The sequence below is a fragment of the Longimycelium tulufanense genome (assembly GCF_014645795.1).
Lineage (GTDB): Bacteria > Actinomycetota > Actinomycetes > Mycobacteriales > Pseudonocardiaceae > Longimycelium > Longimycelium tulufanense.
In genome coordinates this window covers 145,260-158,028 of record NZ_BMMK01000002.1, presented here as the reverse complement: position 1 = coordinate 158,028, position 12,769 = coordinate 145,260, and the positions used below count along the sequence as shown (strand labels likewise).

General features: G+C 73.5%; 9 protein-coding genes. All 9 read left to right on the top strand.

Annotated features, from left to right (window positions below; all coding sequences use genetic code 11):
* The first annotated feature begins 74 nt into the window (after positions 1 to 74).
* The 9 genes from IEY55_RS02995 to ftsZ all read left to right on the top strand — a co-directional run bounded on the left by IEY55_RS02995 (position 75) and on the right by ftsZ (position 12,674).
* Positions 75 to 1,655, top strand: coding sequence for a UDP-N-acetylmuramoyl-L-alanyl-D-glutamate--2,6-diaminopimelate ligase (locus IEY55_RS02995; RefSeq protein WP_189053620.1), 1,581 nt, complete (start codon positions 75 to 77; stop codon positions 1,653 to 1,655).
* Positions 1,652 to 3,124 carry a UDP-N-acetylmuramoyl-tripeptide--D-alanyl-D-alanine ligase gene (locus tag IEY55_RS02990; protein ID WP_189053619.1) on the top strand — a complete coding sequence of 491 codons (1,473 nt, stop codon included), beginning with the start codon at positions 1,652 to 1,654 and terminating at the stop codon, positions 3,122 to 3,124. Before IEY55_RS02995 ends, IEY55_RS02990 begins: the two co-directional genes overlap by 4 nt.
* Complete coding sequence (mraY, locus tag IEY55_RS02985) at positions 3,121 to 4,209, top strand: phospho-N-acetylmuramoyl-pentapeptide-transferase (protein ID WP_189053617.1); 1,089 nt, start codon at positions 3,121 to 3,123, stop codon at positions 4,207 to 4,209. Before IEY55_RS02990 ends, mraY begins: the two co-directional genes overlap by 4 nt.
* Positions 4,202 to 5,632, top strand: a complete 1,431-nt coding sequence (gene murD, locus IEY55_RS02980; RefSeq protein WP_189053616.1) for a UDP-N-acetylmuramoyl-L-alanine--D-glutamate ligase — start codon at positions 4,202 to 4,204, stop codon at positions 5,630 to 5,632. The genes mraY and murD overlap by 8 nt, the downstream gene beginning before the upstream one ends.
* Complete coding sequence (gene ftsW, locus IEY55_RS02975) at positions 5,632 to 7,038, top strand: putative lipid II flippase FtsW (protein ID WP_373289960.1); 1,407 nt, start codon at positions 5,632 to 5,634, stop codon at positions 7,036 to 7,038. The genes murD and ftsW overlap by 1 nt, the downstream gene beginning before the upstream one ends.
* A gap of 148 nt (positions 7,039 to 7,186) precedes the next feature.
* Positions 7,187 to 8,278, top strand: a complete 1,092-nt coding sequence (gene murG / locus IEY55_RS02970; protein ID WP_189054232.1) for an undecaprenyldiphospho-muramoylpentapeptide beta-N-acetylglucosaminyltransferase — start codon at positions 7,187 to 7,189, stop codon at positions 8,276 to 8,278.
* Positions 8,275 to 9,768, top strand: a complete 1,494-nt coding sequence (gene murC, locus IEY55_RS02965; RefSeq protein WP_189053614.1) for a UDP-N-acetylmuramate--L-alanine ligase — start codon at positions 8,275 to 8,277, stop codon at positions 9,766 to 9,768. Before murG ends, murC begins: the two co-directional genes overlap by 4 nt.
* Positions 9,765 to 10,544: a cell division protein FtsQ/DivIB gene (locus IEY55_RS02960; protein ID WP_189053612.1), complete on the top strand. Its 780-nt coding sequence runs from the start codon at positions 9,765 to 9,767 to the stop codon at positions 10,542 to 10,544. Before murC ends, IEY55_RS02960 begins: the two co-directional genes overlap by 4 nt.
* Positions 10,545 to 11,336: 792 nt before the next feature.
* A complete protein-coding gene (gene ftsZ / locus IEY55_RS02955) occupies positions 11,337 to 12,674 on the top strand; it encodes a cell division protein FtsZ (RefSeq protein WP_189053610.1) in 1,338 nt (445 codons plus the stop codon).
* Positions 12,675 to 12,769 lie beyond the last annotated feature (95 nt).

Here is a 12,769-nt window from a genome sequence, read left to right as displayed (position 1 = left end):
CGAGCGCTGCCGAGAGGAGGTGAAAGGCACCGGTGCGGTCGGTCACGCGGCGTGCGCCGGTAGCCTTCCGCGACGTGCCCGGAGTTCAACCTGGCAAGGCCACCCCTGCCCCGCCCCGCCCTTCCCGCACCGAACCGACCGCGGTTGCCGAACTGGCCCGTCTGGTCGACGCCACGGTGGCGGCCGAGCCCACCGTCCCCGGGGCCGGCGTCACCGGCGTGACCCTACGTGCACAGCACGTCCAGCCCGGAGACCTGTTCGCCGCGTTGCCCGGAACCCGCGCGCACGGCGCGGACTTCGCCGAGCCCGCGCTGGCCGCCGGCGCCGCCGCGGTGCTGACGGACCCCGCCGGTGCCGTTCGCCCGGCGCTGCGCGACGCGCGGGTGCCGTTGCTGGTGCACCCCGATCCGCGTGCCGTTCTCGGAACCCTCTCCGCCCGGGTCTACGGCGACCCGTCGCAGAAGCTCGCGGTGCTTGGAGTGACCGGTACCTCCGGCAAGACCACCACCACCTACCTGCTGGACGGTGCGTTGCGCGCCGGCGGCCACCCGACGGGGGTGGTGGGCACCGTCGAGACCCGGGTCGCCGGCCAACGGCTGGAAAGCGCCTTCACCACGCCGGAAGCACCGGACCTGCAGGCGTTGCTCGCCGTGATGGTGGAACGCGGCGTGACCCACGTGGCGATGGAGGTGTCCAGCCACGCCCTGGCGTTGGGGCGGGTGGCCGGGACCCATTTCGCGGTCGGCGCGTTCACCAACCTGTCCCAGGACCACCTGGACTTCCACGCCGACCTCGAGGACTACTTCGCGGCCAAGGCGCGGTTGTTCGACGGCCGTGCCGAGCGGGAAATCGTGTGTGTGGACACCGAATGGGGCCGCCGGCTGGTCCGGCCGCACACCATCACGGTGTCCACTGTGGATGATGTTCCGGGCGCGACCTGGTGGGCCACCGAGCTGGTGGCCGAGCCCACCGGCGCGCAGTCGTTCACCGCGCTCGGCCCGGACGGGGTCCGGGTGCGGGTGCGGGTCCGCCTGCCGGGAACCTTCAACGTTGCCAACGGATTGCTCGCACTGGCCTGCGCGCACGCGGTCGGTGTCGACCCACACGCCGCGGCGGCCGGACTGTCCGAGGTGGACGTTCCGGGCCGGATGGAGCGGGTGGACCGCGGCCAGGATTTCACCGCGGTGGTGGACTACTCGCACAAGCCCGCCGCGGTGGGCGCGGTGCTGGATGCCGTCCGGGCCCAGCTGAAGCAGGCCGGCTCGGCGGGCCGTGTGATCATGGTGTTGGGTTGTGGCGGCGACCGCGACGCGGCCAAGCGCCCGGTGATGGGGCGCGTTGCGGCCGCCGGTGCGGACCTGCTCGTGGTCACCGACGACAATCCACGCGGCGAGGACCCGGCGGCGATCCGCGCCGCCATGCTCGCCGGCGCGGCCGAGCTGCCCGCGGAGGCCCGCGGTGCGGTCCGGGAGGTCGCTGACCGGCGGGAAGCCATCGTGACGGCCGTGCGGCGGGCACGGCCCGGAGACGTGGTCGTCGTTGCCGGTAAGGGGCACGAGACCGGTCAGGAGGTCGCAGGAGTGGTGCATCCGTTCTCCGACCGCGAGGTGCTCGCGGCGGCCATCGACGCGCGGCTGTCCGGGAGGGATGCGTGATCGAGCTGACCCTCGCCGAGATCGCCGCGGCGGTCGGTGGGCGACTGCACCGGGCCGACGGCACCGAGCGGGTCACCGGCACCGTCGAGTTCGACTCGCGCAAGGTGACCCGCGGCGGGCTGTTCGTGGCCGTGCCGGGCACCCGGGTGGACGGCCACGAGTTCGCCGCCAAGGCGGTGGCCGACGGCGCGACCGCCGTGCTGGCCGCCCGCGAGGTCGACGCGCCCGCGGTGCTGGTGCCGCGTGCCGCGGCGCCCGCGGCCAGCCGGTCCTACGTGCTGGCCGGGGATACCGACGGCTCCGGCCAGGCCGTGCTCGCCGCGCTGGCCAAGCTGGCCCGGTACGTGGTGGACCGGCTGCCCGAGCTGGCCGTCGTCGGCGTCACCGGCTCCTCCGGCAAGACCTCCACCAAGGACCTGATCGCGCAGCTGCTGGAGCGGTTGGGGCCCACCGTCGCCCCGCCCGGCTCGTTCAACACCGAGCTGGGCCACCCGTGGACGGCGCTGCGCGCCGGCACCACCACCCGGCACCTGGTGCTCGAGCTCTCCGCGCGCGGCGTCGGGCACATCGCGGCCCTGTGCGAGGTCGCGCCCCCACGCATCGGTGTCGTGCTCAACGTCGGCTCGGCCCACCTCGGCGAGTTCGGCTCCCGGGAGGCGATCGCGGCGGCCAAGGGCGAGCTGGTCGAGGCGCTGCCGGCCGAGGGCGGGGTCGCGATCCTCAACACCGACGACCCGCTGGTGTCCGCGATGGCCGACCGCACCGCCGCCCGCGTGGTGCGTTTCGGTCAGTCCCCCGAGGCCGACGTGCGGGCCCGGGACGTGGTCCTGGACGAGCGCGGCCGGCCTGGGTTCGAGCTGGTCACCCCGGCCGGAAGCGGGCACGTCCAGCTCGACCTGCACGGCGAGCACCAGGTGAGCAACGCGCTGGCCGCCGCCGCGGTCGCCCTGGAGCTGGGTGCCACGGTCGAGCAGGTGGCTGCGTGGCTCGGCGCGGCCCAGCCGGCCTCGCGCTGGCGCATGGAGGTCACCGAGCGCCCGGACGGCGTGGTGGTGGTCAACGATGCCTACAACGCCAACCCGGAGTCGATGCGGGCCGCGTTGAAGACGCTGGTGGCCATGGCACGCGGCACCGGTGGCCGGAGCTGGGCGGTACTCGGTGAGATGGCCGAGCTCGGCGCGGACGCGCTGCGGGCGCACGACGAGATCGGCCGGCTCGCGGTCCGGTTGGACGTCAACCGGCTGGTCGTGGTCGGTGAGCCGGCGCGCCCGATGCACCAGGGCGCGCACCTGGAAGGGTCGTGGGGAGAGGAGTCGGTTCTGGTGCCCGACGTCGATGCGGCCGTCGCGTTGCTGCGCGCCGAGCTGCGACCGGGTGACGTCGTCCTGGTGAAGGCCTCGCGCGCCGCCGGGCTGGAGCGGGTGGCGCGGGCCCTGCTGGGTGCGGCCGAGGAGGACGCCCGAGCATGAAGTCCATCCTCATCGCGGCGGCGGTCGCCCTCGTGGTGTCCATCCTGCTCACCCCCTACCTGATCAAGGTGTTCGGTCGGCAGGGCTTCGGCCAGGAGATCCGGGAGGAGGGTCCGCAGGGGCACCAGAGCAAGCGCGGCACCCCCACCATGGGCGGCGTCGCGATCGTCCTCGCCATGTGGGCCGGCTACGCCGTCTCGCACCTCACCGTCGGCAAGTCCGGGCCCACCGCCTCCGGCCTGCTGGTGTTGCTGCTGGCCAGTTCACTGGGCCTGGTCGGCTTCGTCGATGACTTCATCAAGATCCGCAAGCAACGCAACCTGGGCCTGAACAAGACCGCCAAGATGGTCGGCCAGTTCATGGCCGCGATCGTGTTCGCGATCCTGGTGCTGCAGTTCCCCGACGAGCGCGGCATCAAGCCGGCCTCGGTGCACCTGTCGTTCGTGCGCGACATCGCCGTCGTCTCCTTCGGCGCCGTCGGCTTCGTCGTCTTCTGCTACCTGGCGGTCAGTGCCTGGTCGAACGCGGTGAACTTCACCGACGGCCTGGACGGCCTGGCCGCCGGGTCCTCGGCCATGGTGCTGGCCAGCTACGTGCTCGTGGCGTTCTGGCAGTTCCGCTACGACTGCGCGGACCCGCAGACCTTCGGTGCCGGCTGTTACAACGTGCGTGACCCGCTCGACCTGGCCGTGGTCGCGGCCGCCGCGATGGCCGGCTGCATCGGCTTCCTGTGGTGGAACGCCCCGCCGGCCAAGATCTTCATGGGGGACACCGGCTCGCTGGCGCTGGGTGGCCTGGTCGCCGGACTGTCCATGACGACCCGCACCGAGCTGCTGATGATCGTGCTCGGCGGCATCTTCGTGGTCGAGGCGTTGTCGGTGGTACTGCAGATCGCGGTCTTCCGCACCACCAGGCGCCGGCTGTTCCGGATGGCGCCCTTCCACCACCATTTCGAGTTGGCCGGCTGGGCCGAAACCACCGTGATCATCCGGTTCTGGCTGCTCGCCGGCATCTGCTGCCTGCTCGGCCTCGGCCTGTTCTACAGCGAGTGGGCCTCCGCGGCGGGGGTGCTCGGCGGTGGCTGATCCGCGCGGGGCCGGGCACCCGGCCGAGTCGGGGTTCGCCGGGCTCGAGGTCCTCGTGGCCGGGGCCGGCGTGTCCGGCCGCTCGGCCGCCGAGGCGTTGCTCGCCGCGGGCGCGAAGGTCACCGTCACCGACGCCGCCGAGGAGCGGCTGGCGGCGCTGGCCTCGGTGCAGGCCGAGGGCGCACGCCTGGTGACCGGGCTGGCCGAGCCGCCACCCGGCACCCGGCTGGTGGTGACCAGCCCGGGGTGGCGGCCGGGCACGCCGCTACTGGCCGCCGCCACGGCCGCCGGCACCGAGGTGGTCGGCGAGGTGGAGCTGGCGTGGCGGCTGGACCGGGCCCGCCCCGACGGCGGTGCGACCTGGCTGGCGGTCACCGGCACCAACGGCAAGACCACCACGGTCGGGATGCTGGAGTCGATCCTGCGCGCGGCTGGGCTGGATGCGGTGGCCTGCGGCAACGTCGGCCTGCCGGTGGTGGACGCGGTGCGGGCCGGGCACCGGGTGCTGGCGGTGGAGCTGTCCAGCTTCCAGCTGCACTGGTCGCCCTCGGTGCGGCCGCTGGCCGGCGCCGTGCTCAACGTGGCCGAGGACCACCTGGACTGGCACGGCTCCATGGCGGCCTACGCGCAGGCCAAGGCCCGCATCCTCACCGGCGAGGTCGCGGTGGCCGGGGTCGACGACACCAACGCCGCCGCACTGCTGGCCGAGGCACCCGCCCAGCGCCGGATCGGGGCGACGCTCGCCGAGCCCGGCCCGGACCAGCTCGGCCTGGTCGGCGACGAGCTCGTCGACCGCGCCTTCGCCGACGGCGAGGTGCTCGCCGCGGTCGGCGACGTCCGGCCCGGCGGCCCGCCCGGCCTGACCGACGCCCTGGTCGCCGCGGCGCTGGCCCGCACCTACGGCGTGCCGGCGCAGGCGGTGCGCAACGGCCTGCGCTCCTTCCAACCGGCCGCACACCGGGCGGCGCTGGTCGCCGAGTCGGGCGGGGTGCGCTACGTCGACGACTCCAAGGCCACCAACCCGCACGCGGCGTTGGCCTCGCTGACCACCCACCCGCGCGTGGTCTGGGTGGCCGGCGGGCAGCTGAAGGGCGCCTCGGTGGATGACCTGGTCGCCACGGTCGCGCCCCGGCTCGCCGGGGTGGTGCTCCTCGGTGTCGACCGCGCCCGGTTCGCCGAGGCCCTGGCGCGACACGCGCCCGGGGTCCCCGTGCACGAGGTCACGGCGGGTGACGATGGGGCCATGCGGGAGGCGGTGCGGACGGCCCGAGCCATGGCTCGTCCGGGTGATGTAGTGATGCTGGCGCCGGCGGCGGCGTCGCTCGACATGTTCCCGGACTACGCCCATCGTGGGCGTGCGTTCGCCGAGGCGGTACAGGCGGTGATCGCCGAGGGTGGCGCCCCCGGCGGGACGGGACGGTGATCCGCGTGGCGCGCCGCGGCGCGGGGCAACGGCCCGCCCGGACCGGTGGGGTCGCCGGCGCGCGCGCCGCGCTCACCGCCTGGCTGGCCCGGCCGCTGACGTCGTTCCACCTGGTCCTGGCGGTGTTCGGCCTGCTCACCGTGCTGGGCCTGGTGATGGTGCTGTCCGCGTCGAGCATCGAGTCCTACTCCAACGACCGGTCCAGCTACAGCGTCTTCAAGCGTCAGCTCATCTACTGCGCGCTGGGCCTGGTCCTGTTCTGGGTGGCCCTGCGCGTCCCGCCACGGGTGATCCGCGCACTGTCCCCGGTGGGCCTGATGGCCGGGGTGCTCGGGCTCCTCCTGGTGCTCACCCCGCTCGGGCAGGAGGTCTACGGGACCCGCAGCTGGTTCGTGTTCGGCCCGTTCTCGTTCCAGCCCGTGGAGTTCGCCAAGCTCGCGCTCGTGCTGTGGGGCGCCCACGTGCTGGTGGTCAAGCGCGCGTTACTGCAGCAGTACCGGCACGTGCTGGTCCCGCTGATGCCGGTGTCGATGGTGATGTTCGGGCTGATCATGCTCCAGCCCGACCTCGGTGGCACGATCGCGCTCGCCGTGGTACCGCTCGCCCTGCTGTGGTTCGTCGGCGCGCCGCTGCGGCTGTTCGGGGTGCTCTCGCTAGGCGCGGTGACCGGCGCGTTGATCCTCGGTCTCACCCAGCAGTACCGGCTGGACCGCATCACCAGCTTCCTCAACCCCGAGACCGACCCGCTGGGGCGCAACTACCAGTTCCGGCAGGCGCTCTACGCGCTCGGCGAGGGCGGGCTGTTCGGCAAGGGGCTGGGGCGGGCCAGCTCGAAGTGGGACTACCTGCCCAAGGTGCACAACGACTTCATCTTCGCGGTGATCGGAGAGGAACTGGGCTTCGTCGGCTGCCTGGTGGTGCTCGGGCTGTTCGCCACCCTCGCCTACGTGGGCCTGCGCATCGCCGCCCGCAACACCGACCCGTGGATCCGCCTGGTCGCCGCCACCTGCACGGTCTGGCTGGTGACGCAGGCCGCGCTGAACATCGGCTACGTGGTCGGCCTGCTGCCGGTGACCGGCCTGACCCTCCCGCTGATCTCCTCCGGCGGCACGTCGCTGGTCGTCACCATGACGGTCTTCGGCATCCTGGCGAACTTCGCGCGGCACGAGCCGGAGGCCATCTCGGCGCTGCGTGCCCAGGGGCAGGGCAGACTGGGACGCTGGCTGAAGCTGCCCATGCCGCATCCGTACCGTCCGCCCGCCCGGCGCCGTCCGGCGCGCCCCTCGGCGCCGCCGCGGCGGTCCGGCCGGCCCGCCGGTGGGGTGGGGCGCGGGGCGGCCGTGCACCAGCTCGACAACCGGCGGCGCGCCCGCAAGGGTGCGCCGCACGAACACCACCGGAGGTAGTCGTGGGCGACAATCCGCTCTTCTTCGCTCACGGGTACCGACCGGGTGCGGGTGTCCCGCAACAGCACAGACGTGGCGCAGCACAAGGAGGACAGCGGTAGTGAGTGGGCAGAACGGGACCGCCCCGACGCCGGGCGGCGAGCACGCCGTGACCGGCGGCGGTCCCTGCGTCGTGGTGGCCGGCGGTGGCACCGCGGGGCACATCGAGCCGGCGCTGGCGTTGGCCGACGCGGTGCGCCGGCTGCGGCCGGACGCGCGGGTGGTCGCGCTGGGCACCGAGCGGGGCCTGGAAACCCGCCTCGTACCGGACCGGGGCTACCCGCTGGAGCTGATCCCCCCGGTGCCGATGCCGCGCAAGCCCAGCCCCGAGCTGCTGCGCCTGCCGCTGAGGGTGCGCGCGGCCGTCCGGCAGACCCGCGCGGTGCTGGACCGGGTGGGGGCCGGCGTGGTGGTCGGCTTCGGTGGCTACGTGGCTTTGCCCGCCTACCTGGCCGCGCGGGGCCGGGTCCCGATCGTGGTGCACGAGGCCAACGCCCGGGCCGGCCTGGCCAACAAGGTGGGCGCCCGGTTCGCCGAGCGCGTGCTGGCCGCGGTGCCGGGCAGTGGGCTGCCGGACGCCGAGGTGCTGGGCATCCCGCTGCGGCACGCCATCACCTCGCTGGACCGTGCCGCGCTGCGCGCGCAGGCGCGGGAGCACTTCGGCCTGCACCCGACCGCGCCGACGCTGCTGGTGTTCGGCGGCTCGCAGGGCGCACGCACCCTCAACACCGCGGTCTCCGGCGCGGCGGGGGCGCTGGCGCAGGCCGGGATCGGGGTACTGCACGCCTTCGGGCCGAGGAACAGCCTGGCCGTGCAGCACACGCCGAACGCGCCCGCCTACGTCCCCGTGCCGTACCTGGAGCGGATGGACCTCGCGCTGGCCGCGGCCGACGCGGTGCTGTGCCGTTCGGGTGCGATGACCGTCGCCGAGGTCTCGGCGGTCGGGCTGCCCGCGGTGTTCGTGCCGCTGCCGCACGGCAACGGCGAGCAGGCGCTCAACGCCCAGCCGATCGTGGACGCCGGTGGCGCGATGCTGGTGCCGGACGCGGAGCTGACCACGCAGAAGGTGATTGACCTGGTGATCCCGCTGCTGCAGGACCAGGGTCGGTTGGTGACCATGGCCGCGGCCGCGGGCAGCTCCGGACACCGGGACGCCGCCGACCACCTGGCCAAGATCGTGCTGGAGGTGGCGGCGCGATGACCTCGACCGCACCGCCGGCCGGTGCGCTGCCCGAGGTGCTGTCCCGGGTCCACCTGGTGGGCATCGGCGGCGCCGGGATGAGCGGGATCGCCCGCATCCTGCTGGCCCGCGGCGCCGCGGTGTCCGGCTCCGACGCCAAGGAGTCGCGCACCGTGCTGGCGTTGCGAGCGCAAGGGGCCCGGATCGGGATCGGGCATGCCGCCGAGCACCTGGACGCCTGGCCCGAGGGGCCGACCGCGGTGGTCGTCTCCACCGCGATCAAGCCGGACAACCCGGAGCTGGTGGCCGCCGGCGAGCGGGGGGTGACCGTGTTGCGTCGCGCCGAGGCGCTCGCCGCGCTGATGGCCGGGCACCGGGTGGCGTGCGTGGCCGGAACCCACGGCAAGACCTCGACCACCTCGATGCTCACCGTGGCGTTGCAGCGGTGCCGGCTCGACCCGTCGTTCGCCATCGGCGGTGACCTCAACGAGTCGGGGGCGAACGCGCACCACGGGCTCGGTGGCGTGTTCGTCGCCGAGGCGGACGAGAGTGATGGCTCGTTCCTGGTGTTCTCGCCGACCGTCGCCGTGGTGACCAACGTCGAGGCCGACCACCTGGACCACCACGGTTCGGTCGAGGCGTACACCGACGTGTTCGACGAGTTCGTGCGGCGCATCGAGCCGGGCGGGGTGCTCGTTGCGTGCGCTGACGACGCCGGCGCGGCCTCGCTCGCCGATCGCGCCGAGGCGGCCGGGGTACGGGTGCGGCGGTACGGGCGGCACGCGAGCGGCCCGGGTGCGGCGCGCGTGCTGGAATACCGCTCGGACGGCACGGACGAGCTGACCGGCGGCAGCGGCGGCGCGGCCGGCGGCGTGGTCGTCGTCGAGCTGGTGCCGGGCGACGGCGAGCGGGCCGAGCAGCTCGAGGTCACGGTCGCGGTGCCTGGCGAGCACATGGCGTTCAACGCACTGGCCGCGTTGCTGGCCGGGCTGGAGCTCGGTGCGCCCCGGGACTGCCTGCTGTCCGGGCTGGCCGCGTTCGGCGGGGTGCGCCGTCGGTTCGAGTTCAAGGGCGTGGCCGACGGGGTGCGGGTCTACGACGACTACGCGCACCACCCCACCGAGGTGGCGGCACAGCTGCGCGCCGCTCGCCCGGTGGCCGCCGCGGGCCGGATCATCGTGGTCTTCCAACCGCACCTGTACTCGCGGACCAAGGCGTTCGCCACGGAGTTCGGCGAGGCGCTGGGATTGGCGGACGACGTCGTGGTGCTCGACGTGTACGGCGCGCGGGAGGAACCGGAGCCGGGGGTGACCGGGCAGCTGGTCGCCGACGCCGTGCCCGTGTCCACCGGGGTGCGCTTCGAGCCGTCCTTCGCGCGGGTGCCGGGCCGGGTGGCCGAGCTGGCTCGCCCCGGGGACCTGGTGATCACGATGGGCGCGGGCGACGTGACGATGCTTGGTCCGGAGCTGCTGGCCGAGCTGGACCGGCGGTCCGGGGAGGACCCGCGATGACGACCGGGCCGCGTGGCCGCGGGGGCGGGCGCAACGCCGGCCCCGGACGGGCGCGCGGCGCCGGTGCAAACCGGCGGCCCCGGGCCCGCCGGCCGGTCCGCTGGTCCAGGCGGCTGGTGTTTCTGCGCAGGTGGCTGATGGTGATCGTGCCGTTACTCCTGTTGAGCTTCGGGGCGGTCGCCTACTTCACCCCGTTGTTCGGTGTGCGGACGGTGGAGGTCACCGGGGTGCAGGCGTTGTCGGCGGACCAGGTGCGCGAGAAGGCGGCGATCGAGCCGGGGACCCCGCTGCTGCGGCTGGACACCGACGAGGTCGTGGCGCGGGTGCGGACGCTGCTGCGCGCGGCCTCGGTCGAAATCGAGCGGTCCTGGCCGAACACGCTCGTGCTGCGGGTGACCGAGCGGACGCCGGCGGCGCTGCTGAAGTCGTCGGAGGGGCCGATGCTGGTGGACGCCTCCGGCCTGCCGTACGCCTCCGCCCCGGCGGAGGTGGCCGGGTTGCCGGAGCTGGTCGTGCAGCGCGCCGCGCCGGACGACCCGGCGACCACGGCAGCGATGCGGGCGTTGACGTCGCTGCCGGAGAAGATCCGGCAGGAGGTCGTGGCGGTGACCGCGAAGAGCCCGAACGACGTGCGGCTCGGCCTCACCGCCGGGCGCGAGGTCCGCTGGGGCGACGGGGAGGACGTGAAGCGGAAGGCCGCCGTGCTCGCGGCCCTGATGTCCCAACCCGGCACGGTGTACGACGTGTCCGCCCCGGAACTCCCCACCATCGCCTGACGAGCACTTCTCGCAAGCGCCTGCGGGTGGAAGGTCGCTGACATCCTCGCGGTTCGCCTGCGGGCCGTTGGTAATTGCCGGAGACTGTGGGACCTGCGGTTGGGCGGGTCTACCGAACGCTCACGAGCGCGGGCGGCACGGTGCCAACGGGCATCACCGCGGCACCGGGGTGCGACGACCAGCGCCAAGAGCGGTGGACGGTCCAAAGAGGACTCGCTGGCTGTTTGCCCCCGCCGGTACGGCAAAGCCCGTGGTGGCGGTCAGGCGGCGGTGTCCGGTGCGGGCGCCATCGTTCGAGCGGGTGTCGAGTTCACTTTCAGTGACCGATTTTCGGGCTTGCGCCACCCAGGACGGGGGTCGGAATCCCGCTCTGGAGAAGGCTTTGCCGACCCCGCTGATCGACTACGCTACGCACTGCGCAGGCGGCCGCGGGAACACCGAGGGGCCTGACCTCGATCATGAGGGGCCCTTCCGTGGCGGTACCGTGTCGGTGCGCCGGGTGCTCGCGTTCGAAGGTCGGGCAGACCGCGCGACACGCGGCGCGCCCGGCCACGTGCGCCGGTTCGCACCCCCGGTTTCCGGGGTGTGAGCGGTGGCGCACAGTGTCGAACACCTGGGCCGACACGCGGCGTGGTTGCTGGACCGGGAACCACGCGGTGCTTACCGTCCGGACCGGAGCTAGGGAGTTGACATAACTCTGAGCCTGAGGTCGAGGGTTGGGTGTGCCGTCAACCGGGCCCTCCCCACCAGCGCAGCACCAGAGCGACAGCCACGATCAGGAAGGCGGATCCGATGACGCCCCCGCACAACTACCTCGCGGTGATCAAGGTCGTCGGCATCGGTGGCGGCGGCGTCAACGCCGTGAACCGCATGATCGAGGTCGGGCTCAAGGGCGTGGAGTTCATCGCGGTGAACACCGACGCCCAGGCGCTGCTGATGTCCGACGCGGACGTCAAGCTGGACATTGGCCGGGAGCTGACCCGGGGCCTGGGCGCCGGCGCCAACCCCGAGGTCGGCCGTAAGGCCGCCGAGGACCACAAGGAGGAGATCGAGGAGGTCCTCAAGGGCGCCGACATGGTCTTCGTGACCGCCGGCGAGGGCGGCGGCACCGGGACCGGCGGCGCGCCCGTGGTCGCCTCGGTCGCCCGCAAACTCGGTGCGCTCACCATCGGCGTGGTCACCCGGCCGTTCTCCTTCGAGGGCCGGCGCCGCGCCAACCAGGCCGAAGAGGGGATAAAGGCACTCCGCAACGAGTGCGACACCCTCATCGTCATCCCCAACGACCGGCTGCTGCAGCTGGGCGACATCGGGGTGAGCCTGATGGACGCCTTCCGCTCCGCCGACGAGGTGCTGCTCTCCGGTGTCCAGGGCATCACCGACCTGATCACCACCCCCGGCCTGATCAACCTCGACTTCGCCGACGTCAAGAGCGTCATGTCCGGCGCGGGCAGCGCGCTGATGGGAATCGGCTCCGCGCGCGGGGAAGGTCGCGCGGTACAGGCCGCGCAGAAGGCGATCAACTCGCCGCTGCTGGAGGCCTCGATGGAGGGGGCGCACGGCGTGCTGCTGTCCATCGCGGGTGGGTCGGACCTGGGCCTGTTCGAGATCAACGAGGCGGCCTCGCTGGTGCAGGAGGCGGCACACCCCGAGGCCAACATCATCTTCGGTACGGTGATCGACGACTCGCTCGGCGACGAGGTGCGGGTGACCGTGATCGCCGCCGGATTCGACAGTGGCACACCGACACACAAGAAGCTCGATCCCGCGCCGGTGGGCCGGGCCGTCCCACCGGGCGCACCACCGGGCCAGCCCGGCGGCGGTGAGGGGGACCAGCAACCGGACCATCCGCGGGAGGGCAGCGAGTCGCACACCGGGTCCGGGGTGCCGGCGGCCAGCAGCGGCACCATCGGCCATGCCTCCCCGGCCATGCATCCGAACAACCCGACGCCCCCGGTGACCCCGTCGCCCAGCGCAACGCCGCCCGTGCAGCCACCGGGAGGTTCGGTCGTCGGCGGCCTGCCGACCCGTCCGAACCGGGTGCCCAGCAACGGCCTGGCGAGCCGGTCGGTACCGGTCGGCGACGACGACCCGGACGACGAGGTGGACGTCCCACCCTTCATGCGGCGCTGAGTCCCGCCCACGACGTGCTCGCACGCCGTTGGTGAAGTACCGATCGTGGCCGCGGAGCAGGTTTGCCCTGGGTGTGGCCCAGCCCGTGCCGACCC